This window comes from Martelella sp. AD-3 (assembly GCF_001578105.1).
Taxonomy (GTDB): domain Bacteria; phylum Pseudomonadota; class Alphaproteobacteria; order Rhizobiales; family Rhizobiaceae; genus Martelella.
In genome coordinates this window covers 3519561-3544454 of record NZ_CP014275.1, presented here as the reverse complement: position 1 = coordinate 3544454, position 24894 = coordinate 3519561, and the positions used below count along the sequence as shown (strand labels likewise).

Genomic DNA, 24894 nt, shown 5'->3' with positions numbered 1-24894 from the left:
TCGCCATGACCGGGTCACGGCGGCAACAGGGCGGACAAACGAAGGCTTGCTCTTGCGGGCCGTTTGCCCTATTGCTCTCGCGCCGAGGCCGATCAGGGACCGCGACGCTGAGACAAGCGCCGTCCCTTCGAAGAACGGAGGCCACGAACCTATATGGAAATGCGGATCCCCATGCAGCTATCCAAGCCCTTTGCCGGTTTGCTCAACGCGCTGGCGGCGCGGTTCCTTCCAAGAGCGAACCGCAGCCTGCTTTATCGTCTTTTGTCGGAGAACCTCCGAGACCAGGCGCCCTGGTATGCGCTTGCAACCGTGGCAATGCTAATCGTTGCAGGCATGACTTCGCTCAGTGCCTGGATCATGAAGGACATCGTCAACGAGACGGTGGTCTCCCAGAACATGAACCGCATGTTCATGCTTGCCGCCGGCGTCGCGTTGATCTTCATCGTCAAGGGCATCGCGACCTATTTCCAGATCGTGATCCTCAGCAAGGCCGGCAACAATATCATTGCCAAGACGCAGAGCAGCATCTTCAGTCGGATTCTGCAGCAGGACCTCAACTTCTTCATCCGGTTCCCGTCCTCCGATCTGGTCATGCGCCTGACCAACAACGCCCAGGCTGCGCGGACGGCCATGGACTTGATCCTGACCTCGGCTATCCGTGATCTGTTCTCGCTGATCGGGCTGGTGATCGTGATGTTCATCCAGCAGCCGGCGCTTTCGCTCATTTCCTTCATCCTCGGACCGGCAGCCTTTATCGGCGTTCGCTATCTGACGAAAAAAGTCCGGGAAATCATGCATCAGGAGCTGACCGCTTTCGCCAAGATCATCGAAAGCGTGCAGGAAGCTTCGACCGGCGTGCGCATCATCAAGGCGTTCGGCCTGGAACAGCATATGCGCGAGCGTATGGACCTGCAGGTCACGCAGGTGGAACATCGCGCCAACAGCATCGCCAGGCTTTCGGCTGCAACAAGCCCGATCATGGAAACGCTGTCCGGTTTGGCAATTGCCGGTGTCATTGCGCTGAGCGGCCTTTGGGTCGTCGGTGGCGACCAGACGCCCGGCGAGCTGATGTCTTTCATCACGGCGCTGCTGCTTGCCTATGAACCTGCCAAGCGGCTGGCGCGCATGCGTGTCAATCTCGAATCCGCCCTGGTCGGCGTGAGGATGATGTATGAACTCAAGGATCATCCAATCATGCTGACGGAGGCTGAGAACGCACAGCCGGTGCCGCCCGGCGGCGGCGAGATCGTTTTCGACGATGTTGGTTTCTCCTACGACGCCAACAAACCGCTGTTCAAGAACCTGAATCTGGTCTTTCCCGCGGGCAAGACCACGGCTCTGGTGGGCGCGTCCGGCGGCGGCAAGTCGACGATCATCAATCTCGTGATGCGCATGTTCGATCCGGATGAAGGAACAATCACGGTCAACGGCCTCGATCTCAGGCAGGTTTCCTTCGAATCGCTGCGCGCCCACATGTCCTATGTCGGCCAGGATACGTTCCTGTTCAACGGCACGGTGCGGGAAAACCTGGCGCTCGGACGACAGGGCGCCACGGAAGAGGAAATCATCGAGGCGGCCAAGGCTGCGCATGCGCATGACTTCATCATGAACATGGGCAATGGCTATGATTCGTTTGTCGGCGAGAACGGCGGCAATCTTTCCGGCGGACAGAAGCAGCGCCTGGCAATTGCCCGCGCCATGTTGCGCAACGCCGATATCCTGATCCTCGATGAGGCCACCAGCGCGCTTGATTCCTATGCCGAATCCCTCGTTCAGGACGCGCTCGCGCGGCTGACGAAGAACCGCACGACGATCGTGATCGCCCACCGTCTGGCGACCATCACCTCGGCTGACAATATCGTCGTGCTCGAGAACGGCAAAATCCTCGAACAAGGTCCCCAGCGCGACCTGCTCGGCCATGACGGCCCTTATCGCCGTCTCTACGAGTTGCAGATCCTGCCGCAGCTCGAAGAGGCTTGAGCCTCGCCTCCCTGCCGATGCCAAGAAGCCTCATCGCACGACGCGGTGGGGCTTTTTTGATGCTGTCTTCGCTCTCGGTTTCGCGGTCGTTTTCCGGGCCTTCCAGCCGGGCGCAACGCCCTGTCCTGGCGGCGCTGGAGCCTGTCTGGCCCTGACGCCGAGCGCTTGCGACGGCCCGCCAGGCGGGGACAGGGTTGATTTGCATGGCGGTTTTGGCGATGTTAGGCGAAATATGGCATTTTCGTGTCCGGCTTTGTCGAGCCGTACCGGCCCGCCACCGTAGGCGCGGCAGAAGAGGAAGGAAAGATGCGGGTCGGCAAGCCCGCAAACGGTGAAGGACCGTAGTTCAACATGTTCAAGAAAATCATGGTGCCCGTCGACCTTGCGCATGCCGACAAGCTGACGCGCGCGCTCAACACGACGGCCGAAATCGCGAAACTCTATGGCGCGCCCGTCACTTATGTCGGCGTGACCTCTTCGGCGCCTGGCGCACTCGGCCACAATCCCAGGGAATTCGAGGCAAAGCTCAAGGCTTTTGCCGGGGAACAATCCGCCCGTTACGGCATTTCAACCGATAGCCGTACCGTCATCGCGCACGACCCTGCGGTTGATCTCAACCGGTCGCTTGCCCGCGCGGTGGACGACAGCGGTTGCGATCTGGTGATCATGGCCACCCACGTGCCCAATCTCGCGGATCACTTCATGCATTCGCACGGCGGCCAGCTCGCCACCCATACCGACGCATCGGTATTCCTGGTTCGCGGCTGACGCCGCGACTGCCCGGATTGATCCGGTTAGGCGCGAAACGATTGCAAAACAAGGAGATTTTTTATGACCGACACGGGGATACCCGAGCCCGAGGGCGAAACGGAGATTATCGATACCGATTACGAGATCGGCCAGGATAATATCACGACGAACATCGGTCCCTTCGGGCTGGACATCCATAATCCGGTCTTTCTGATCTCCGGTCTCGCCGTTGTTGCCTTCGTGCTGGCGACGCTGGCCTTTCAGGAAGAGGCCGCGACCATTTTCAACGGCATGCGGGACTGGCTGACGTCGACTTTCGACTGGTTCTTCCTGATCGCCGGCAACATCTTCGTTCTGCTCGGCATTTTCCTGATCTTCTCGCCCTATGGCAAGATTCGCCTCGGCGGCGCGGAGGCAACGCCGGACTATTCCTACACCGGCTGGTTCGCGATGCTGTTTGCCGCTGGCATGGGCATCGGCCTGATGTTCTACGGCGTGTCCGAGCCGATCTCCCACTACACGGCTTCGGTCGCCGAAAATGCCGGCACCGCCGACAGCTGGGCGCCGCTCGGCGGCGCGCCCGGCAACCCGGCCGAAGCAAAGAGCCTGGCAATGGCCTCGACCATTTTCCACTGGGCGCTCCACCCCTGGGCGATCTACGCGATCGTCGCGCTGGCCCTGGCGCTGTTTTCCTATAACAAGGGTCTTCCGCTCGCCATGCGCTCGGTGTTCTACCCGATTTTCGGCGACCGGGTCTGGGGCTGGACGGGCCATATCATCGACGTGCTCGCCGTGCTTGCCACGTTGTTCGGCCTTGCCACCTCGCTCGGCATCGGCGCAGAACAGGCGAATGCGGGTCTTAACCACATTTTCGGCCTTCCCGTGGACGACCTCTCCAAGGTGCTGCTGATCCTCGCGATCACCGGCATTGCGCTCGGCTCCGTCGTTGCCGGCATGGATGCCGGGGTGCAGAGGCTGTCGATGATCAACATGGCGCTCGCCGGCATTCTGCTGTTCTTTGTCATCATCGTTGGCCCGACGCTGGCCATTCTCGGCGGACTTTTCTCGAACTTCGTCGACTATGCGCGCTACCTGCCGGAACTTGCCAATCCGTTCGGGCGGACCGACAAGAACTTCCTGGATGGCTGGACGTCGTTCTACTGGGCATGGTGGATTTCCTGGTCGCCCTTCGTCGGCATGTTCATCGCCCGCGTTTCGCGCGGCCGCACGGTGCGTGAGTTCATCACCTGCGTGCTGATCATTCCGTCGGTCGTCTCGATCGTGTGGATGACGGTGTTCGGCGATACCGCGATCCGCGAGATCATCGTCAACAATTACGAGGCGCTCGGCAACGCGCCCCTCGACCTGAAGCTGTTCGTCATGCTGGAGGCGCTGCCGTTGGCGACGATCACCTCGATCATCGGCATCATCCTTGTCATTGTCTTCTTCGTGACATCGTCGGACTCGGGCTCGATCGTGATCGACACCATCACCGCCGGCGGCAAGGTCGATGCGCCGGTGCCGCAGCGCGTGTTCTGGGCAAGCTTCGAGGGACTGGTCGCGATCGCGCTTCTGCTCGGCGGCGGACTGACGGCGCTTCAGGCAATGGCGGTGTCGACGGGATTCCCGTTCACCATCGTGCTGCTGCTCGCCTGTTTTGCCATTCTCAAGGGGCTCCACAGCGAACCGCGATAGGGCAAACGCGCAGACTTGCGCATTAGAGCGCCGTGCGTCCATTCGGACGCACAAAGGACGCTCTAACCTATTTTATCTACGCATCGTGCTTTCCGAAAATCGATTCCGATTTTCGGGCCGATGCGCTAGGGCGGCGGACCGGCAGGACCGCCGCCCTACTATTTGATGAGACGCTGGCCGGGAAAAGGCCGGTTTCAAGCGTGGTCTCGCCCTTTTTTTCTTGGTATGACTCGACCGCTGGCGCTCCCGCCCTTCTCCTCTTGACGCTTGCTAAAAAGTACGAACATAATGATTTTATGTTTAGACTAGCAATTGATATTGGCGGAACTTTCACGGATATCGTGTTGGAGGGCGACGGCCTCTCCTCTCTGAAGGTTCTGACGACGCCCGAAGCGCCTGAGAAGGCCGCACTTGAGGGTAGCCTGGCGCTGCTCTGCGAAAACAATGTGGATTTTTCCGACGTCTCTGCCGTCATTCACGGCACGACGCTTGCGACCAATGCGCTGATCGAGCGGCGCGGTGCGAAGACGGCTCTGGTTACGACCAGTGGTTTCCGCGACATTCTCGAAATGGGTTATGAGCGCCGCTTCGAGCAATACGACGTCAATCTGGAATTGCCCGCGCCGCTGGTGCCGCGCGAGTTGCGGATGACCGTCGACGAACGCATGGATGCCTATGGCAATCCCATCCGCGTTCCGCAGCAAGGCGAGATTGATGCGATCGCAGCGCGATTGCGCGAAAACGGGGTGGAGGCCGTTGCCATCGGCTTTCTTCATGCCACCGCCAATGACGCGCATGAGCGGCAGGTGGCTGAGTGGTTGCGGGACCGCCTGCCCGAGAACGTAACCATCTGTCTTTCGAGCGAAGTTTCCCCGGAAATCCGTGAATATGAGCGGTTTTCGACCGTGGCGGCCAATGCCTATGTTCGTCCGCTGATGTCGCGCTATCTCAACCGTTTCGACGCGGCGATGCGCGCGCGCGGCTTTTCCGGCGAATTTCTGCTGATGCTGTCGGGCGGTGGCCTGACGACGGTCGATCAGGCCGCGCGCATGCCGATCCGTCTGGTCGAATCGGGGCCTGCCGGCGGCGTCGCGCTCGGCGCGCGGGTAGCCCGCGAGGTCGGCGTTTCCCGAATGCTGGCCTTCGACATGGGCGGCACCACGGCGAAGATCTGCTTTCTGGAGAATGCGCGGCCGGCGACCGCGCGCCGTTTCGAGGTGGCGCGCGCCTGGCGTGATATCAAGGGGTCCGGTCTGCCGGTGCGCATTCCGACGACCGAGCTCGTCGAGATCGGGGCTGGCGGCGGCTCAATCGCCCGGCGCGACACGCTCGGCAGGCTTGCCGTCGGGCCGAAGAGCGCCGGAGCGGCGCCGGGGCCGGCCGCCTACGGTCTCGGCGGCACGGAACCCACGATCACTGATGCCAATGTCGTTCTCGGCAAGCTTTCCCCGGAGGGCTTTGCCGGCGGGCGGCTGGCGCTCCGGCCGGAACTGGCCGTTTCGGCAATCGAGGAAAAGGTCTTGGGACCGCTCGGCATGAGTTCGTGCGAGTGGGCAGCGGCCGGCATCACCGAAATCGGCGAGGAGGCAATGGCCAATGCGGCGCGCGTCCACGCCGTCGAACAGGGAAAGAACGTTTCGGTCTACACGCTTATGGCCTCCGGCGGCGCCGGGCCGCTTCACGCCGCGCGTCTTGCGGAAAAACTCGGCATTTCGCGCATCGTCATTCCCGCTTTTGCAGGCGTCGGCTCGGCGGTCGGCTTTCTGAGCGCGCCGATCGCCTATGAGGTGGCCCGCAGTGTTCTGGCGCCGCTCGGCAGGATCGACCTCGACCGTCTCAAGCGACTGCAGTCGGAGATGGCGGACGAGGCCAACGGGGTCGTGAGGCCGGCGCTGGCCAAAGGGTTCGAGCCGGATATCGCGATCGCCGCCGAACTGCGCTACGAAGGCCAGGGGCATGCTCTCAGGATCGGCCTCGAGGGTCCCGTCGAAACGCAGGAGGCGCTGGAAAAGATGCGCTTCGCCTTTGTCGAAACCTATCGTTCGGTCTACGGCGCCGAGCACAATGGCAATGCGATCGAGCTCGTGGCGCTCAGCCTTGTCGCCAAGGGACCGGAACCGGTGGTCGCGACTGTGACCGACGGCTCCTTCGACCCGCGCCCCGCTACCCCCATCGGCGAAGCAGCGGTGTTCTCGTCGCTGTCGGGCGAGCGGGTCACATTCGCGCGTTACCGGCGCGGCGACGAGAGCCCCGGCGCGGTCTTCGAGGGCCCGATGCTGATCGTCGAGGACCAGACGACGATCTACGCGCCCGAAGGCTGGCGCGGCTATGTCCATGCGCTCGGCCATATCGTGCTCGAGCGGGAAGGGGCCGTATGATGACCGAAAAGCAACTCACCGACGCCGACATCATCGCCATGAATGTCATGTGGAACCGCCTGATCTCGGTCTGCGAGGAGCAGGCGAATGCGCTTCTGCGCGTCGCCTTCGGGGCCATCGTGCGCGAGGCGGGCGACCTGTCGGCCGGCATTTTCGACGCGAGCGGCCGGATGATGGCCCAGGCCGTCACCGGCACCCCCGGCCACGTCAACACCATGGCGAAATCGGTCAATGCCATGCTGGAACATGTACCGGCCGAAACGCTGGAAGAAGGCGACGTTCTGGTGACCAACGACCCCTGGCTCGGGGCCGGCCATGTCTTCGATTTCGTTCTGGTCACCCCGGTCTTCCGGAAGGGAACGATCGTGGCCTATATCGCCTCGACCTGCCATGTCGTCGATATCGGCGGGCTCGGCTGGTCGGCGGAGGCGCGTTCGGTGTTCGAGGAGGGCGTGGTCATCCCGGTGACGCGGCTTCGGCGCAAGGGCGTGGTCAACGAGGAACTGCTGGCGCTGATCGCCGTCAATTCCCGCGTCCCGCGCGAGGCGCGCGGCGACGTGATCTCGCTGATGAGCTGCAATGATGAGGGGCTGAGGCGGTTTCTTGCCCTGATGGAGGAATATGACGCGGATTCGCTCGAACCGCTGGCGGAATTCATCTTCACCCGCTCGGCCGAAGCAACGCGGGCCGCGATCGAAAAGGTGCCGGAAGGCGTCTACCGCGCCGAGATCGAACTCGACGGCTATGACGCTCCGATCCGGCTGAAAGCGGAAATGACGGTCAGGGACGCGGAGATTTCGGTCAACCTTGCGGGTTCGTCGCCGGCCGTTGCCAAAGGGATCAATTGCCCGCTGAACTACAGCCAGGCCTATGCCTCATTCGGCATCAAGGTGGCGATCGCACCGGAGGTTCCGAACAACCATGCCTCGCTCGCGCCGATCCGGATCGACGCGCCGCCGGGCCTGATCGTGAGCGCCGAACGGCCATGGCCCGTGACGGCGCGCCACGTCGTGGGGCAGGCCCTGCCGGACCTGATGCTCGGCTGCCTGGCGGAGGCCAAGCGCGGCGAAATCCTTGCCGAAAGCGCCGGCGCGCTCTGGGTGCTGGCGATCACGGCGGAGGGCGAGGGCGGCTTCGCCTCGCTCAATGTCGCGCTCGGCGGCATGGGCGCGCGTCCGGCATCCGACGGTCTGTCGACCACCGCCTTTCCCTCCGGCGTCGGCACTGTGCCGGTTGAGGTGGCGGAAACCGTGGCGCCGCTGATCTACGAGAAGAAGGAATTCGCCCCCGACAGCGGCGGGGCGGGCGAATATCGCGGCGGTCTCGGCCAGGAGATTCGCATCCGTTCGGCGCTGGGCCAAAGCCTGACACTGTCGGCAGCGGCCTTCGAACGCCTGCGGAAGGGAGCAGAGGGCCGGGAAGGCGGAAAGGCCGGCGCGCCCGGTCATGCCGAAATTACCGACGGCACGGTGATCGCGAGCAAGGGGCTCTATACCATCCCGCCGGGGGAGGCGCTGATCCTGAGGACGCCGGGCGGCGGCGGCTTTGGCCCGCCCGGGCGCCGTGACCGGAAAAAACTGGCGATCGATCTTGAGCGCGGGCTCGTCAGTCCCGCTGCGGCCGGGCGCGATTACGGGTACAATGAAAACGGGCACAATGTTAAGGTGCATGAAACCGATAGAGGAGAATAGGGCAATGCGAACGATCCCCATGCTGGCCGTTGCGGCCGTCAGTCTGAGCGCCGCTACGGCTTCGGCTGAGACGACACTGGACTTCTCGACTCCGTGGCCGGACACCAATTTCCAGGCGAAGGCAGCGCGCCAGTTTGCCGACGCCGTGGCCAAGGCGACCGACGGCAACGTCGAGATCAATGTCTTCAACGCCGGCGAAATCGGCGTTTCCGGTTCCGAGAGCATGGCGGCGGTGGAAAGCGGGATCGTTCAGATGGCCGATTTCCTGCTGTTCCTGCAGGCCGGCGAAGAGCCGCTTCTGGCGATCGACACACTGCCCTATCTGATCCAGGGTCAGGAGGAGATGGCGACCTTCCTCGAAATCGCCTCGCCAGCGTTCGACGAGATCGCGGAAAGCCACAACCAGAAGATCCTCTATTATGTTCCGTGGCCTTCGCCCGGTCTCTACTCGCGTTCGGAAATCACCACGGCCGAGGATCTCGAAGGCCAGCGCATTCGCGCCTTCAACCCGGCCAGCTTTGAATTCCTGACCAAGCTCGGGGCAGCGCCGCTGGAAATGCCCTGGGGCGATGTCGTGCCGGCGCTTGCTGCCGGAACGATTGACGGCGTGGCGACCTCGACGTCCTCGGGCGTTGACGGCAAGCTGTGGGACACGACCTCCTATTTCAATCCCCTGCAATGGTCGACTTCGACCGATGCGGTGACCATCAATCTCGACGCATGGAATGCGCTTTCGGAAGAGGACCGGGCCGCAATCGAGGGCGTGGTCGAAGAACTTGAAGCCGAGTTCTGGGCACAGAGCGCGGCAGAAGACGAAGGCAAGACGGAAATCCTCGTCGAAAACGGCATCACCGTGACGGAGGCCGCGGACTCGATGAAGGCGGTCATGTCCGAGGCCGGACACGAGATGTGGGGCAGCTTCATCGAGCGCGTGCCCGCGGCGGGTCCGATCATCGATGCCTACACGGAGGCGGCCGGCAAGTAGCGGCCGCTGCGCGCGGTCTGTCGCCGCGGGCGCTCCTTTCGTGAACGGGGTTTCCGGGGTGCCGATCCCGGAAGCCTTCTTGCCATGGATATGCAATGGTTCGTGCCTTTCTGATATTTACCGACTGGACCGCCAGGATTGCGCAGACCGTGGCCATGGCGCTGCTCTACTGTTTCTGCGCGATGATGCTGGCGGAGGTCTTCAGCCGTGGCTTTCTCAGCCGAAGTCTGGCTTTTTCGTGGGAGTATTCCGCCTTCGCCATGTGCGGCGTGTTTCTGCTCGGTCTCGGTCCCGCGCTGCAGCACGGGACGCAGGTGCGGGTTTCTCTGCTCCTGTCGCGTGGACCCCGCTTTTCCCGGGTCGTCGATATTGCCGCAACGCTTGTCGGCCTCGTCCTCGCCTGCCTGCTGCTGGAAGCCTTCTGGACCGTCTTTCATGCTTCCTTCACGCGCGGGCTGCGCCAGTCGAGCTACATGAATACGCCGCTCGCCATCCCCCAGGCGCTTGCGGTCGCCGGCGCGGTGGAATTCGTGCTCGCCATGGCGGCCCGGCTCTTGCGGCTTCTTCTCGGCCTGGAACCGGAGCTTGAACGGGAGACGGAGGATGGTTGAGATCGGCCTCGTCACGCTGCTGCTTTTTGCCGTGCTGCTTCTCGGCTCCGTCTGGGTCGGTCTTTCGCTTTTCGGCGTCGGCTATATCCTGCTTTCGGTCTACAAGCCCAATATCCCGCTCGAGGCCTTTGCCGGCAAGCTGATGTGGCAGGCGGGCACGGCGCAGGAACTGCTCGCCCTGCCGCTGTTCATCCTGATGAGCGATATTCTCGTGACGGCGCGGCTCGGCCGCTCGCTGTTTTCGGGCCTTGCGCCCTGGGTCAGCCGGCTTCCCGGCGGGCTGGTGCATGTCAATGTCGCCGGTTCCACCCTGTTTGCCGCTGTCTCCGGTTCGTCTGCGGCAACGACGGCGATCGTCGGGAGGGTAACGCTCCCCGAGCTTCAGGCGCATGGCTATGACCGGCGCCTATCGATCGGTTCGCTTGCAGGCGCAGGCACGCTCGGCTTTCTCATTCCGCCATCGATCATCATGATCATTTACGGCGTCGTTTCCGAACAGAGCATTCTCAGGCTGTTCATCGCCGGCATCGTGCCCGGTCTGCTGCTCGCCTGCCTTTACAGCCTGTACATCGCCGCCGCCCACACGGTTTCCGGCGGACGGGCGAGCGCCGAGCGTTACAGCTGGGGCGCGCGCTGGATGGGGCTGGTCGAGATCGCCCCGATGGTGGCGCTGATCGCCGGCATCATGGGCGCGCTTTATTTCGGCCTTGCAAGCCCGACCGAGCTGGCCTCCGTCGGCGTTCTCGGCGCCATCATTCTGGCGGCGCTCAGGCGCGAGCTGACCCTGGCCAACCTCCTGAAAGCGGGCAACAGCGCGGTGCGGACCAGCGCGATGATGGGGCTGATCCTGATCGGCGCGGCGCTTCTCAATGCCGCGCTCGGCTTTCTCGGGCTTCCACGCGCGATCGCCGGCTGGATCGCGGCCCTCGATCTCGCGCCCTTTGCCCTGATCACCATGCTTTTGCTGTTCTATGTGCTGATCGGCATGTTCCTTGACGGCACGTCGATCATCGTCATGACTTTGCCGATCACGCTGCCTTTGGTTACGTCCGCAGGTTTTGATCCGATTTGGTTTGGTATTTTTGTCGTTGTTGCTGTAGAGATATCCCAGATAACGCCACCGGTGGGATTCAACCTGTTCGTCATACAGGCGCAAACCGGCGAAACGATTGGAAGACTGGTCCGCGCCGTCGCGCCCTTCTTCCTTATTCTGGTCGCCTTTGCCCTGCTTCTGGCGACCTTCCCACAGATCGTTCTTTGGCTGCCGGGAAAGATGGAATGAGCGCACCGCGACACAAACTGTTAACCCGTTCTTTGCGTGAGGAAATCACCTCGGGCCGCTGGAAAGTCGGCGACCGGCTGCCGCCGGAGGTGGAGTTCGCGGTTGAAAGGGGCGTCAGCCGCACGACGCTGAGGCGCGCCCTGAGCGAACTCGAGTCCGAAGGCCTGGTCGCGCGGCGCAAGCGGGTCGGCACGATCATCGCCTCGCAAACGCCGCAGCAGCATTTCCGCATGGCGACCAACAGCATGCCCGAATTGATGCGCGTGACGCGGGAAACGGTTCTGGAGGTCTGGACATCGCGACACGTGGAGAACCATTCCGATCCGGCGCTCGGCGGCCATGAGAGCGCCACCGGTTTCTGGCTGGAAGTGATCGGCGTCCGGCGGATCCCCGGCAGGCTGAGGCCGTTCAACTGGTCGCGCATGTTCGTCGCCGGTCCCTATGCCGGCATTGAACCGTCGCTCTCGCGCCACCGGGTCGGCTCGGTCTACAATCTGATCGAGGAGATGTTCGATCGGCCGATCGTCCGCGTCAGTCAGAGTGCCAACGCAATCGCCTGTCCGCAGCCCGCCGCCGATGCCATCGGCCTTTCGGTGGGAACGCCGGTGCTCTCCATCGAGGCCGAGCTCTATAGCCATAACGGCGAACTGGTTGAAATCTCGCAGGCCATATACGATCCCGCGCGCTTCCAGCTGCGCAATGACGTGCTCCTGAAATAAAGCCCCCGTCAGGCGTTCCCGATCTCGGCGATGATCGTGTCCGCCAGCCGTCTTGCCGCAAGCAGGCTATCCTCCGCCTGGTCTCTTTGCACCAGCGCGAAGCGGAAGGGCAGGCCGCCGGGCATTTGCGCCAGGCGCGGCAAGTCCGCCGAAATGATTGTCGCGATCTTGGGATAGCCGCCTGTCGTCTGGCGCTCCGCCGTCAGAACGGTCGCCGTGCCCGAGCCGGGCACCTGGATGGAGCCGGGCGGTGTTCCGTCGGAAATGATGTCGTGGCCGCGCGATGCCTTGAGTGCCGGCCCGAAAAGCAGGCTCGCCATCCGGTCGCGGCGCGTCGAGACGGCAAAGGGTTCTTCGAGAAACAGAGACCAGGCGCGAGCGTCGAAATAATCATCCTGGGGCCCGGCGATCACCCGGATCGGCCCCGAAGGCCTGCGGAAGATCGACCGCATCCGGCGTGGCGAAAGCACCGGGGATGCAAAAAGGTTCAGCCTGTCGCCGGCCTTAAGCGCCCGCCCCTCGAAGCCGCCCATCCCGTTTCGCACATGGGTGGCGCGCGAACCGAGCAGGACGGGAACGTCGATGCCGCCGGAAAAGGCGACATAGCCCCACATGCCGCCGCGCAGCACGCCGACATCGAGCCGTTCGCCAGGTCTCAGGAGATGACTTTCCCAGCAGGGCGCGGGCCGCCCGTCGATCATCACTTCAACCGCCCCGCCGGTGACGGCCACAAGCGTAGGCTCGGAAACGCGGTAGCTTCCGCCATACTGGGCGAATTCGAGCGCGGCGGCATCAGGCCCGTTGCCGACAAGCGCCTGGGCGATGCGGAAGGCATCGTCATCCATCGGCCCCGATGGCGAGACGCCGGCCGCCAGGTATCCCGTGCGCGGCTTTGCCTGGACCGTCACCAGCAGGCCGGCCCTCAAAACGTCCAGCATCACCATGGCGGCTGCGCTTCCACGATCGCTTCTCCAAGGTCTGCCCTTCTGTCAAGGTCGGCCATTTCGGCGGGTGAGACGGCGGCAAAGCGGATGATGTCTCCGGCGCGGAAAAAGGCAGGTTCGCCGCGCCCGGCGTCGAACAGCCTCAGTGGCGTGCGGCCGATATAGCGCCAGCCGCTCGGGCCGGGGAGTGAGTTGATTGCCGCCTGTCGGCCGCCGATCCCGACCGCGCCGGCCGGCACATGCTGACGCGGCTCGGCAAGCCGCGGCGTGGCGAGCGCTTCCGGCAGGCCGCCGAGATAGGCAAAGCCCGGGGCAAAGCCGATCATGAAGACCCGGAAGGTGGCACCCGTGTGAAGGGCGATGACCTCGTCCGCGCTCATCGCCCTCTCTGCCGCCACGGCCTGAAGATCGAGCGCATCTGCGCCCTGATAACAGACCGGCACGGTGAAATGACGGGCCAGCGTCTCTTTGGACACGTTCGTCGCTGCCGCGCGCGCTTCGAGGCGTTTCGCAAGGTCAGCGCCGGCGACGATTGCCGGATCGTAGAATACAAGCAGCGAGCGGTAGGTCGGAACGGTTTCGGCGATGCCGGCGACCGGGTCATCCTTCAGGCCAAGATCGAGCGCGATCACGCGCGCGCTGACCGCCTCGTCGATGCATTCACCAAATTCTATCGTCACGGCCTGATCGCCGGCCGGTTTGATCCGCACCAAAAGCCTGTCCCTGGCTCGACATTGTCCGCACGGCGTTTTTTTCGCCGCGCGACCTTATGTCTATCAGCTATCGGCGGTCGCGCGAAAGGCCTCAATGGTACGGCGAGTGCCTTCGGCAAGGGAAACGGCGTTCCAGCTGCCGAGAAAATCGCGCAGCGGCGCGTTGTCGAGCGCGTCCGGCATCGGCCGGGGCCGGTCGGCAACGGTGATCCGCGCCTCCGGCACCACCGTCCGGATCGCCTCTGCCACATCCTCGCTGGAGCCGATGGCCGTGGTCAGGTCGCTGACGATCGGCGCCGGCGCCGGCCGGTCGAGCGAGCGCAGGAAGATCTCGGCCACCTCGTCGATATGCTGGAAGCACATCTTTCCGGAAAACGGAATCTCGTAGGGCTCTCCGCGGGCCGCTGCGCGCATGGCGAGCGTGATCGCCGCGGTCTCGCCGCTTATCCTGCCCGGACCGTAGACTACATGCGGCCTCAGGCCCACCGAGCCGAGGCCGTGGTCGAGGAAATAGACCTTGGAGATCTCCTCGCAGCAGTGCTTGAACGCGCCATAGAGATTGACCGGCGAGGCGAAAGGGCCGCGCGGTCGCGCGGCAAGCGAACTCGCGTAGACGATGCGGGAAATGCCTGTCTTCAGCGCCGCCTCCATAATGTTGATATGGCCGACGACATTGACCTGGGCGCCGAGCGCCGGATTAGCCCGGCAGGCGGGGATGACGAGGGCGGCAAGATGCAGGATCGCCTCGATGCCGAAGCGCGCGATCGTCCCTTCGACCGAGGATGGCTTGGTAATATCGCCCTCCACATAGCTGACGCTGGGGATGCGCATCGTCTCGGACGGAAGTTTCAGGTCGAGAACGGCGACCTTGTCGCCGCGTGCGGCAAGCGCAGTCGTCAGCGCCTGGCCGAGAAACCCGGTGCCGCCGGTGACCAGAACCTTGAGTGGCGCATGCGGGGTCTTGTCGATGCCGCTCATGATGCCATGCCCTGTCCGCCGTTGACGTCGAGCAACTGGCCGGTGATGAAGCCCGCCTCGTCGGAAGCGAAGAAGGCGACGGCGGCAGCCACGTCCTCCACGCGGCCATGGCGGCGCACCGGCACGCCTTCGAGCGCGCGCCGGCGCTCTTCCGGCGTCATGCGCTCATTGAGCAGCCGTTCCACGCGTGGCGTGGAAATAGCGCCGGGGCAGACGGCGTTGCAGGTAATGCCCATCGGCCCGAACTCCTGCGCCATCTGGAGCGTCATCGACTGGATGGCGCCCTTGGCGGCGACATAATTGGCGCCGGTGAACAGGCTGCCGTAGCGTCCGGCCTTGGAGCCAAGATTGATCACCCGGCCGAAACCGGCCGAAATCATGCCAGGCAGCACATGGCGGCTGACCCTGACGGCCGCCGTGACATTGAGCGTCATGACCCGGTCCCAGTCCTCGTCCGTCTCCTCCAGGAAGGCGCGCGGGGTGTGCAGCGAGCCGCCGGCATTGTTGACGAGGATGTCGAAGACCATGTCCCGCGCGGCAAAATCGGCCATCATCCTGGCGATGTCGTCACCATCGGTCAGGTCGCCGGCGATGAAGACGGCGGAGGCCAGGCGCTCGCTCTGGCGCGCCTTTTCAATAGCCTCTTCGGAGCGGTCGATGATGCCGATGCGCGCCCCCTCGCTTGCAAGCCGTGCCGCGATTGCCGCGCCCAGTCCGTCGGCCGCGCCTGTCACCAGCGCGGTTCTTCTCATCATTCTCTTCAAAACTTTCCTCCCAGCGGATTGAACAGAGTCCGACCATCAGTAAAATGGTACATAATACCACTATGCAGAACTTATGATCGGCAGGCCAGTGGTTTTTGTGCCAAATCGCCGGGCGGCCAGGAATTGGGGGGAAATTCATGACAAAGACGAGCAAGGCGGACGCTGCCAATCATCGTGAACCGATCCACGCGATTGTCGCGACTCGCCCTTCACGACCTTTTTTTGGGAACCCTTGTGTGCATGATGCCCCTTCTTTCTCAGGCTAACGTCGCGTTTTCTTCCGCAGCCTTCGTCTATTTTATCGTCTCTTGCCAGGTCGCGATGGGGCTTCCGCCCTTTTATGTTCCCTTCGGATCCAAAGACGTTATTTCGCCGAACCGCGCGGTCTCTTTCGTTATCGCAATGATGTGCGCGATGGCGCTGTATGCGACCACCAAGTTCACCATTTTCTTCTTTGCGTTCGGCTGTATCGCATTGGCAGGAGGCATCGATGTCAGAGGCTGCATGAAGAGAAAGGTCGCCGAGATTGGACTGCCTCAATGGATGTGGATCAGGCCTACGCTCAAATGGCCGATGCTCGTTTTTGATGTCTGGACGGTCGCGGCGAGCGGTTATGTTTTCTGGTTCTCTTTCCAAAAATAAAGGCGACCGCAACGGGTCGCCTTTTCGTCATCACATGCTGATCGCCTGATCAGCCCGCAGCGCGGGTCTTCTCAAAACGCTTGCGCTCGTTGGAGTCGAGATACATCTTTCTGAGGCGGATCGATTTCGGCGTGACTTCCATCAGTTCGTCGTCCTGGATCCAGGAGAGCGCCCGGTCGAGCGTCATCTTGATCGGCGGGGTCAGCTTGACGGCTTCGTCCTTGCCGGCGGAGCGTATGTTGGTGAGCTGCTTGCCCTTCAGGACGTTGACCTCGAGGTCGTTGTCGCGGGTATGGATGCCAACAATCATGCCGGCATAGACCTTGTCGCCGGGCTCGATGATCATCGGGCCGCGATCCTCGAGGTTGAACATCGCGTAGGCCACGGCCTCGCCCGCCTGGTTGGACAGCAGGACGCCCTGGTTGCGGCCGCCGATCTCGCCCTTGAAGGGCTGGTAGTCGTGGAACAGGCGGTTCATGATCGCCGTGCCGCGTGTATCGGTCAGAAGCTCGGACTGGTAGCCGATCAGGCCACGGGTCGGTGCAAAGAAACGCAGGCGCACGCGGTCGCCACCCGACGGGCGCAGTTCGACCATTTCGCCCTTGCGCTCGGCCATCTTCTGCACGACGATGCCGGAATGTTCCTCATCGACGTCGATGACGACTTCCTCGACCGGCTCCATCAACTGGCCGGTTTCCGCGTCCTTGTGCATGACGACGCGCGGACGCGAAACGGCAATCTCGAAGCCTTCGCGGCGCATGGTCTCGATCAGGACGGCGAGCTGCAGTTCGCCGCGACCGGAAACATAAAACGAATCCTTGCCCTCGGCTTCCTCGATCTTCAGCGCGACATTGCCTTCCGCCTCTTTCAGCAGGCGGTCGCGGATGACGCGGCTCGTCACCTTGTCGCCCTCGGTGCCGGCAAGCGGACTGTCATTGACGATGAAGGACATGGTGACCGTCGGCGGGTCGATCGGCTGGGCCTGAAGCGGCTCGGTCACGGACGGGTCGCAGAACGTGTCGGCAACCGTGCCCTTGGAAAGGCCGGCAATGGCGATGATGTCGCCCGCCTGGGCTTCCTCGATCGGCTGGCGCTCGATGCCGCGGAAGGCGAGGATTTTTGACACGCGGCCGGTCTCAACCGTCTTGCCGTCCTGGGAGAGGACCTTGACCGGCTGGTTCGGCTTGATCGAACCGGAGAACACGCGGCCGGTAATGATGCGGCCGAGATAGGGATTGGCTTCCAGCAGCGTGCCGATCATCTTGAACGGACCTTCCGCAACCTTCGGGGCCGGCACATGGTCGACGACGAGGTCGAGCAACGGGCCGAGGCCCTGGTCCTGCGGGCCTTCCGGCGCGGTGTTCATCCAGCCGGCGCGACCGGAGCCGTAGAGAATGTGGAAATCGAGCTGTTCGTCGGTGGCATCAAGCGCCGCAAACAGGTCGAAGACCTCGTTGACGACTTCATCGGCGCGGGCATCCGGGCGGTCGATCTTGTTGATGGCGACGATCGGTTTCAGGCCGACCTTCAGCGCCTTGCCGACCACGAATTTGGTCTGCGGCATCGGGCCTTCGGCGGCGTCCACCAGCACGATCGCGCCGTCCACCATGGAGAGGATGCGCTCGACCTCGCCGCCGAAATCGGCGTGGCCGGGGGTGTCGACGATGTTGATGCGGGTATCCTTCCAGACAACCGAGGTTGCCTTGGCAAGAATGGTGATGCCGCGTTCCTTCTCGAGGTCATTGCTGTCCATCACGCGCTCATCGACGCGCTGGTTTTCGCGGAATGCGCCGGACTGCTTAAGGAGCTCGTCAACGAGCGTCGTCTTGCCATGGTCAACGTGCGCGATGATCGCGATATTGCGAAGTGCCATTTTTATCGATCTCTGGGGCTGGGCGCGGGCATGTCGCAACGGCGGGAGGACCGCTGCCAATTGGGAGGCGCCTGTTACACTTGCCGCGCTCTTACACATTTTTTGACGAAAACGAAAGAGAATGTTTTGTGGCAGGGCTTTGCGGCGGCCCGCGGTGACGCCTCCGGCGGCTTTCGGGGCATGCTTGCGCACCCTAGTCGAAGCCCAGAAGCAGGGCGCCCTGATTGAACAGGAAGGCGATCACCCAGGCATAGAGGAGCGAAAAGACAAGCGAGAAGGTCATGAAGCCCCAGGACCGGCTTTCGGCCTTCACGGTGGCCACCGTCGTCAGGCAGGGCGTGTAGAGCAGGCAGAACAGGCAGAAGGAATAGGCGGCCGCCGGCGAGACCGAGACGGCGATCTGGTGAGCGACGAGGCCGGACGACATGGGCCGGAAACCTTACGGCTTCCGGCCCGTTTCGAAAGGCGACTTACGGTCGGATTACATCGTGGCGCCGACCTGCCACGGCACGAATTCATTGTCGCCGAGGCCGAGCGCCTCCGACTTGGTCTTCTGCCCCGAGGCCGTGGCAATCAGGTAGTCGAGCAGTTCCTCGCCCTTCTTGTGAAGGTCGGCGCCGTCGGAAAGAATGTCGCCGCAATTGAGATCCATGTCGTCCGGCATGGAGGCGAACAGCGCGGAGTTGGTCGCGACCTTCACCGTCGGCGTCGGCTTGGAACCGAAGGCCGAGCCGCGTCCCGTTGTGAAGCAGAGGATTTGAGCCCCGCCGGCGATCTGGCCGGTGGCCGAGACCGGGTCGTATCCGGGCGTATCCATGAACAGGAGGCCCTTCTCGCGGATCTGCTCGCCATATTCGAGAACGTCCATCAACGGCGTGCTGCCGGCTTTCGCGACCGCGCCGAGCGATTTTTCCAGAATGGTGGTCAATCCGCCCTGCTTGTTGCCGGGGGAGGGATTGTTGTCCATCGAGCCGTGATTGGCTTCGGTATATTCTTCCCACCATTTGATGCGGGCGAGCAGCTTTTCGGCGACCTCCTTGCTTGCCGCGCGGCGCAGGAGTAGCTGCTCGGCGCCGTAGATTTCCGGCGTTTCGGAGAGAACCACAGTGCCGCCCATGCCGACGAGAAGGTCGGAGGCGATGCCGAGCGCGGGATTGGCGGTAATGCCGGAAAAGCCGTCGGAACCGCCGCATTGCAGGGCAAGCTTCAACTCGGAAACCGGAATTTCAACTCGGCGGGCCTCATCGACCTTCGGCAGGAGTTCCTTGATGTGGTCGACGATCTTGTCGATCGACCTCTGCGTGCCGCCGTTTTCCTGGATGGTCATCATGAAGAAACGGCTTTCGTCCATCTCGCCATGGATCTCGCGCATGCGGGCAAGCTGCATCTGCTCGCAGCCAAGGCCGACGAAAAGCGCGGCGCCGACATTCGGATGCGTCGCATAGCCCCAGAGAACGCGCTGCAGGTTGTCGAAGCCGGGGCCGGAATTGGCCATGCCGCAGCCGGTGCCATGGGCAAAGGCGGCAACGCCGTCGACATGCGGATAGTTATCGAGAATGCCGGAATGGTTGATGATGTCGGCGGCGCGGCGGATCACCGTCGCCGAACAGTTCACCGTGCCGCAGATCGCGATATAATTGCGCGTGCCGGCGGAGCCGTCGGCGCGGCGATAGCCCATGAAGGTGCGGGGCACGACGGCGGGGATGCCGGCCTTCGCCGTTTCCAGATCGGCGCCGATCTCGTAGTCGCGGCCATGGTCGCCGAAGGTGCAATTGTGCACATGGACGTGTTCGCCGGCCTTGATGTCGCGCGTGGCATAGCCGATCAACTGGCCGAACTTGAGAATGCCGCCGCCTTCGGGAATGTCGGTATTGGCGATCTTGTGCCCACGGGTCACCGGCTTGTCGAGCGGCACGCCGAAGCCAAGCGGCGTATCACCCGTGTCGGCGCGCCCGGCGAGGATGGACACCGTGTCCTTGGGGTGGAGTTTGAGACAGAGATCAGCCACGATAATACCTCCCGACCGGGTGCTCCCCGGGACAACTGCATTGGTCCGGGCGCCGCCGCAGACGAGCGACGCCCGGCGCTTGCCTATTTCACGGCCGCTTCGGCCATGGCGCGGGCGCCTTTTTCCACAAGGCCTTCATAGGCGGCGACGAGGCCTTCAACGAAGTCCTTGTTGTCCTGAAGCGTCTTGGGGAACACGTCGGAAACGCCGATCAGTGCGGTGACCTTGTCGCGCGGGGTTGCACCCGCGTCCGACAGCGCCTTGAGCCTCTCGGCGAGCGGGTCGCGCACGTCGATCGGGTTGCCGCGCTCGTCGACGCCGCCGACGTAACGCATCCAGGCTGCGATCGCGAGCGAGAGGCCCGGAACCGGCCGGCCGGCGTCGAGGCCTTCCTGAACCGTCTCGAGAATGCGCTGCGGCAGTTTCTGCGAGCCGTCCATGGCGATCTGCCAGGTCAGGTGGCGGATCGACGGGTTGGAATAGCGTTCGAACAGGGCTGCCGTGTAGTCCGTCAGGCTCACCCCGGGCGGCGCGTCGACGGCCGGAATGATTTCCTTTTCCCAGAGGAATTTGCAGTAGGCCGCAAAAACCGTGTCCGAGACCGTGTCGTAGATCGTTTCCTTGCCGGCCAGATAGCCAAGATAGGAAATCGAGGAATGCGTGCCGTTGAGGCATCTGAGCTTCATGTGCTCGAACGGGGTCACATCATCGACAAGCTGGGCGCCGACAGCGCCGATATCGGGACGTTCCCCGTCAACGAATTTGTCCTCGACGACCCACTGGCGAAAGGGCTCGTGCATCACCGGAACGGGGTCGTAGACGCCGGTCAGTTCCGCGACGCGCTCGATGTCTTCCGGCTTGGTGGCCGGAACGATACGGTCGATCATGGTGCAGGGGAAGGTGACTTCCTTTTCGATCCAGGCCTGCAATTCGGGATCGATCATGCCAGCGAGTTCGACGACGACGGCGTGGACGACATGGCCGTTGTTCGGCAGGTTGTCGGAGCTCATCACCGTGAACGGCCGGTGGCCTGCCTTGCGGCGGCGGTCGAGCGCGCGGACGATGTAGCCGAGCGCCGATTTCGGCCTGTTTTCGTCCTTCAGGTCTTCGAGGATGAAGGGGTGTTCGCGGTTGAGCTTGCCGGTCGACGGGAAATGGCAATAGCCCTTCTCGGTCACCGTCGAGGTGACGATCTTGATCTTCGGATCGGCCATCAGCGTCAGGACGGCTTCCGGATCATCGGGAGCATCAAGCACATCGTTCAGCACAGGGATCACCTGCGGCTCGATGCCCTCGGGCGCGAGCGAGACGGCCGTGTAGGCAAAGCCCTGCGGCTCGAAGATCTCGCGCTGTTTCGGCGGCGTCATCAGATTGACGCCGACAATGCCCCAGTCGCCGCCGGATTCTTGCATTGCTTCATAGATATAAATGGCGCCGTGGGAGCGATAGAACGCTCCCAGGCCCAGATGCACAATCCCCGAGCCCGGACGCGGGACGTCCGGACGTTTCAACCGGGGAAGGCTTTCGGCTTTAGCGGGCAAGCCACCCTCCATCGACATTAAGGATCGCCCCGTTGATATAATCAGCGGCAGACGAAGCAAGAAAGACGGCCGTGCCGCCCAGGTCAGCCGGGTCGCCCCAGCGATTGGCCGGAATCCGGCCGAGAATTTCCGCAGAGCGTGCTTCGTCGGCGCGCAGTGCGGCAGTGTTGTTCGTGGCGATGTAGCCCGGCGCGATCGCGTTGACATTGATGCCCTTGGCCGCCCACTCGTTGCACATCAGCTTGGTGATGCCGGCCACGCCGCTTTTCGACGCGGTGTAGGAGGGAACGCGAATGCCGCCCTGGAATGACAGCATCGAGGCGATGTTGATGATCTTGCCGGTGCCTGCGCGTTCGAGGACTTTCTTTGCAAAGCCCTGGCAGGTGAAGAACACCGCCTTGACGTTCATGTCCATGACCTCGTCCCAGTCTTGCTCCGAGAAGTCGACGGCATCGTCGCGGCGGATGAGACCCGCATTGTTGACCAGAATATCGATCGGTTTGTCGTAACCTTCGATGAATCTCTTGCCGTTCATCGGATCGGAAAGATCGAGGATCTCGCTGACGGCCTTGCCGCCGGCGTCCTTGATGATCTTCACCGTCTCGTCGCTGTCGCTGCGGCTGGTGCACAACACCTCCGCACCGGCCTCGCCAAGGGCAATGGCGATGCCCTGGCCGATACCGGTGTTGGCGCCTGTCACCAGCGCGCGCTTGCCTTCGAGAGAGAAAGAAAGAGCCATTACTTCAGCGTCTCCATGGATACCATTTCGACATCCTTGTAGTCGACATTGTCGCCGGCCATGGCCCAGATGAAGGTGTAGTTCGACGTTCCAGCGCCGCAATGGATCGACCAGGGCGGTGACAGCGCGCCTTCCTCGTTCTTCAGAACGAGATGGCGGGTCTCGTCGGGCTCGCCCATCATGTGGAACACGCGGGCATTCTCATCGAGGTCGATGTAGAGGTAGGCTTCCGAACGGCGGTCGTGAACGTGGGCCGGCATGGTGTTCCAGATCGAGCCCTTCTGCAGCTTGGTCATGCCGACAACGAGCTGGCAGGATTTCATCACGTCGGGATGGACGAACTGATAGATCGTACGCTCGTTGCAGTTTTCTGCAGCCCCCAGCGTCACATTCGCCGCTTCGGCGATCTTGATCAGGCGCGACGGATAGGTCTGGTGCGCCGGTGCGGAAAGAATGTAGAAGCGGCCCTCACCGGAAAATGTGATCTTGCCGGCCCCCATGCCGAGATAGAGCATGTCGCCGTGGACCATGTCGTATTCCGCATCGCAGGTCACCTTTCCGGGGCCGCCGAGCTTCACGATCGTCATCTCGCGACGGTCGAGGATCGAGACGGTGCCGCAGGGCGCGACGTGATCGAGTTCCAGCGGGCCGTCTGCCGGGCAGGCGCCGCCGACGATCATGCGGTCGTAATGGGTGTAGATGAGATTGATTTCACCGGGAACGAAAAGGTTGCTTGTCTGGAAATGTTCGCGCAGTTCGCTCGTGTCGAACGTGCTCGCCGTGACCGGATCGATCGCGTGGCGAATTTCGATATTCAACATCTTATTCTCCTTCACTTCATTGAAAAGACTTCACGTTCGGGACGTGAGGGCGTCGGTCTCCATGCCTCCGTCAGCTTTTGGGACCAAGGCTGGGGCCTCGCCGGTGACACCCCCGCCGGTTTTCGGCGAGAGGCGGATTTTTCCTGACCGGCCTTTCAGTGCACACGCTCTGACTGCAAAAACACGCAAAGCGCAAACGCCGGTCGCCGGAAGAGGACAGAGATCGCCGCCAAATGGAACGGGCAGTGATCTGGACTCCGGCATCCGGCCTAGACATAGGGCGGCCGCGCCGGGGAGAAAGGCGCGGCATTTATTCCAGACTCATTCAAGCGTTTCACAAGGCCCTCCTTCCGCTTGAAATCGGCAATTTCTACAGCCTGTAAGCGCGCTTGACCAAATTGTAGGTCAAGTCGCGCGCGACTTCCGGGGCCTCGTCTTCATCGAGGCGGCCGGTGGCGACCAGGGTCGCCAGGAAGGCGCAGTCGACGCGGCGGGCGACATCGTGGCGCGCGGGGATCGAGCAGAAGGCGCGCGTGTCGTCGTTGAAGCCGACCGTATTGTAGAAGCCTGCCGTTTCCGTGACCATTTCACGGTAGCGGCGCATGCCCTCGGGGCTGTCGTGGAACCACCAGGCCGGGCCGAGCCGGAGCGCCGGGTAGACGCCGGCAAGCGGCGCCAGTTCGCGCGAATAGGCGGTCTCGTCGAGCGTGAACAGCACGATCGTCAGGTCCGGCTCCATGCCCACGGCATTGAGCAGCGGACGCAGCGCCTCGACATAATTGGTCTGCGAGGGAATATCGAAGCCCTTGTCGCGGCCGTGGCGGGCCATGACTTCGGCCGAATGGTTGCGGGTCGAGCCCGGATGGATCTGCAGCACCAGGCCGTCCTCGACGCTCATGCGGGCCATTTCGGTCAGCATATGGCCGCGGAAGGCGTCGGCTTCCTCGGCCGTGCATTCACCCTTCAGCGCCTTCTTGAACAGCGCCTTGGCATCGGAGCGCGACAGGTCCTCGGTGCGCGCGGTCGGATGGCCGTGGTCGGTCGAGGTGGCGCCATATTGCTTGAAAAAGGCGCGGCGGATGCGGTGTGCCTCCAGATAATTGTCGTATTTGGTGGCGTCGACGCCGGTCAGCTCACCGAATTTTTCGACGTTCTCGGCAAAGCCTTCGAAATCGGGGTCCACGACCGGATCGGGGCGATAGGCGGTGACTACCTTGCCGCCGGTCCAGCCGGAATCCTTGATCATCGCGTGCCATTTCAGGTCATCGAGCGGGCTTTCCGTGGTGGCGATCACTTCGATGTTGAAGCGTTCGAACAGGGCGCGCGGGCGGAATTCCGGCTTCTGCAGGCATTCGTCGATATGGTCGTAGAACTCATCGGCGGTTTCGGGGCCGAAGCGCTTTGTGAGGCCGAAAACATGTTCGAAGGAATGTTCCAGCCAGCCGCGGCTCGGCGTGCCGCGCAGAAGGTAGAAGTTCTCGGCGAAGAGGCGCCAGATCTTGCGGCTGTCGGTTTCTGTCTCGCCGCCGTCTACCCGCGGCACGCCCAGATCGGTCAGCTTCACCCCTTGCGAGCAAAGCATGCGGAAAACATAGTGGTCCGGCACCACGAACAGCTGAGCCGGATCGGGAAAGGGCTCGTTTTCCGCGTACCAGCGAGGGTCGGTGTGGCCGTGCGGGCTGACAATCGGCAGCGTGCTGATTTCATTGTAAAGCGCGCGCGCCAGGTCCCGCGTCTTCGGTTCGATCGGAAAAAGCCGGTCCTTGTTCAGCATCTCTTC

The 24894-nt window shown here is 62.8% G+C and carries 21 protein-coding genes; 10 read left to right on the top strand and 11 right to left on the bottom strand.

The genetic code is table 11. From position 1 onward, the window contains the following. Window positions 1–171 precede the first annotated feature (171 nt). From AZF01_RS16435 to AZF01_RS16395, 9 genes are all read left to right on the top strand, one after another. Complete coding sequence (locus AZF01_RS16435; RefSeq protein WP_082781126.1) at window positions 172–1980, top strand: ABC transporter ATP-binding protein; 1809 nt, start codon at window positions 172–174, stop codon at window positions 1978–1980. A gap of 351 nt (window positions 1981–2331) precedes the next feature. Then, the gene (locus tag AZF01_RS16430; protein WP_061449802.1) at window positions 2332–2748 is read left to right on the top strand and encodes a universal stress protein; all 417 of its coding nucleotides are present in this window, start codon (window positions 2332–2334) and stop codon (window positions 2746–2748) included. 63 nt (window positions 2749–2811) lie between these two features. Further along, on the top strand, window positions 2812–4425 hold the full coding sequence (locus tag AZF01_RS16425; RefSeq protein WP_061449801.1) for a BCCT family transporter: 1614 nt from the start codon (window positions 2812–2814) through the stop codon (window positions 4423–4425). 296 nt (window positions 4426–4721) lie between these two features. Beyond that, window positions 4722–6803 (top strand): hydantoinase/oxoprolinase family protein, encoded by a 2082-nt coding sequence (locus AZF01_RS16420; RefSeq protein ID WP_061449800.1) that lies wholly within the window; start codon window positions 4722–4724, stop codon window positions 6801–6803. Further along, window positions 6800–8494: a hydantoinase B/oxoprolinase family protein gene (locus AZF01_RS16415; protein ID WP_061449799.1), complete on the top strand. Its 1695-nt coding sequence runs from the start codon at window positions 6800–6802 to the stop codon at window positions 8492–8494. Before AZF01_RS16420 ends, AZF01_RS16415 begins: the two co-directional genes overlap by 4 nt. 4 nt (window positions 8495–8498) lie before the next feature. Then, entirely contained in the window at window positions 8499–9479 is a 981-nt protein-coding gene (locus tag AZF01_RS16410) for a TRAP transporter substrate-binding protein (RefSeq protein WP_197489611.1), read from the top strand. 95 nt (window positions 9480–9574) lie between these two features. Continuing rightward, on the top strand, window positions 9575–10090 hold the full coding sequence (locus tag AZF01_RS16405; RefSeq protein WP_061449797.1) for a TRAP transporter small permease subunit: 516 nt from the start codon (window positions 9575–9577) through the stop codon (window positions 10088–10090). Beyond that, window positions 10083–11372 carry a TRAP transporter large permease gene (locus tag AZF01_RS16400; protein WP_082781103.1) on the top strand — a complete coding sequence of 430 codons (1290 nt, stop codon included), beginning with the start codon at window positions 10083–10085 and terminating at the stop codon, window positions 11370–11372. The genes AZF01_RS16405 and AZF01_RS16400 overlap by 8 nt, the downstream gene beginning before the upstream one ends. Next, window positions 11369–12091, top strand: coding sequence for a GntR family transcriptional regulator (locus AZF01_RS16395; RefSeq protein WP_082781102.1), 723 nt, complete (start codon window positions 11369–11371; stop codon window positions 12089–12091). Before AZF01_RS16400 ends, AZF01_RS16395 begins: the two co-directional genes overlap by 4 nt. 8 nt (window positions 12092–12099) lie before the next feature. On the opposite strand, the gene AZF01_RS16390 is transcribed toward AZF01_RS16395, so the two are convergent. The 4 genes from AZF01_RS16390 to AZF01_RS16375 form a co-directional block, all read right to left on the bottom strand. Beyond that, on the bottom strand, window positions 12100–13035 hold the full coding sequence (locus tag AZF01_RS16390; RefSeq protein WP_061449795.1) for a biotin-dependent carboxyltransferase family protein: 936 nt from the start codon (window positions 13033–13035) through the stop codon (window positions 12100–12102). Next, on the bottom strand, window positions 13029–13745 hold the full coding sequence (gene pxpB / locus AZF01_RS16385) for a 5-oxoprolinase subunit PxpB (protein WP_256389165.1): 717 nt from the start codon (window positions 13743–13745) through the stop codon (window positions 13029–13031). Before pxpB ends, AZF01_RS16390 begins: the two co-directional genes overlap by 7 nt. Before the next feature lie 66 nt (window positions 13746–13811). Further along, entirely contained in the window at window positions 13812–14726 is a 915-nt protein-coding gene (locus tag AZF01_RS16380) for an NAD(P)-dependent oxidoreductase (RefSeq protein WP_061449793.1), read from the bottom strand. Further along, entirely contained in the window at window positions 14723–15481 is a 759-nt protein-coding gene (locus AZF01_RS16375; RefSeq protein ID WP_061449792.1) for an SDR family NAD(P)-dependent oxidoreductase, read from the bottom strand. Before AZF01_RS16375 ends, AZF01_RS16380 begins: the two co-directional genes overlap by 4 nt. 249 nt (window positions 15482–15730) lie before the next feature. Between AZF01_RS16375 and AZF01_RS16370 the strand changes: the two genes are divergently transcribed. Beyond that, complete coding sequence (locus AZF01_RS16370) at window positions 15731–16132, top strand: hypothetical protein (protein WP_061449791.1); 402 nt, start codon at window positions 15731–15733, stop codon at window positions 16130–16132. A gap of 49 nt (window positions 16133–16181) precedes the next feature. Here AZF01_RS16370 and typA read toward each other — a convergent pair whose 3' ends face one another. From typA to uxaC, 7 genes are all read right to left on the bottom strand, one after another. Then, window positions 16182–18005, bottom strand: coding sequence for a translational GTPase TypA (gene typA, locus AZF01_RS16365; protein ID WP_061449790.1), 1824 nt, complete (start codon window positions 18003–18005; stop codon window positions 16182–16184). Between the two features lie 193 nt (window positions 18006–18198). Beyond that, window positions 18199–18432 carry a nucleoside recognition domain-containing protein gene (locus AZF01_RS16360; RefSeq protein WP_061449789.1) on the bottom strand — a complete coding sequence of 78 codons (234 nt, stop codon included), beginning with the start codon at window positions 18430–18432 and terminating at the stop codon, window positions 18199–18201. Between the two features lie 54 nt (window positions 18433–18486). After that, on the bottom strand, window positions 18487–20016 hold the full coding sequence (locus AZF01_RS16355) for a UxaA family hydrolase (RefSeq protein ID WP_371260703.1): 1530 nt from the start codon (window positions 20014–20016) through the stop codon (window positions 18487–18489). An 80-nt stretch (window positions 20017–20096) separates the two neighbouring features. Next, complete coding sequence (locus AZF01_RS16350) at window positions 20097–21566, bottom strand: mannitol dehydrogenase family protein (RefSeq protein WP_061449787.1); 1470 nt, start codon at window positions 21564–21566, stop codon at window positions 20097–20099. After that, on the bottom strand, window positions 21544–22293 hold the full coding sequence (gene kduD / locus AZF01_RS16345; RefSeq protein ID WP_061449786.1) for a 2-dehydro-3-deoxy-D-gluconate 5-dehydrogenase KduD: 750 nt from the start codon (window positions 22291–22293) through the stop codon (window positions 21544–21546). Before kduD ends, AZF01_RS16350 begins: the two co-directional genes overlap by 23 nt. Continuing rightward, window positions 22293–23114 carry a 5-dehydro-4-deoxy-D-glucuronate isomerase gene (kduI, locus tag AZF01_RS16340; RefSeq protein WP_061449785.1) on the bottom strand — a complete coding sequence of 274 codons (822 nt, stop codon included), beginning with the start codon at window positions 23112–23114 and terminating at the stop codon, window positions 22293–22295. The genes kduD and kduI overlap by 1 nt, the downstream gene beginning before the upstream one ends. 370 nt (window positions 23115–23484) lie before the next feature. Then, a complete protein-coding gene (gene uxaC / locus AZF01_RS16335; RefSeq protein WP_061449784.1) occupies window positions 23485–24888 on the bottom strand; it encodes a glucuronate isomerase in 1404 nt (467 codons plus the stop codon). Window positions 24889–24894: the final 6 nt, after the last annotated feature.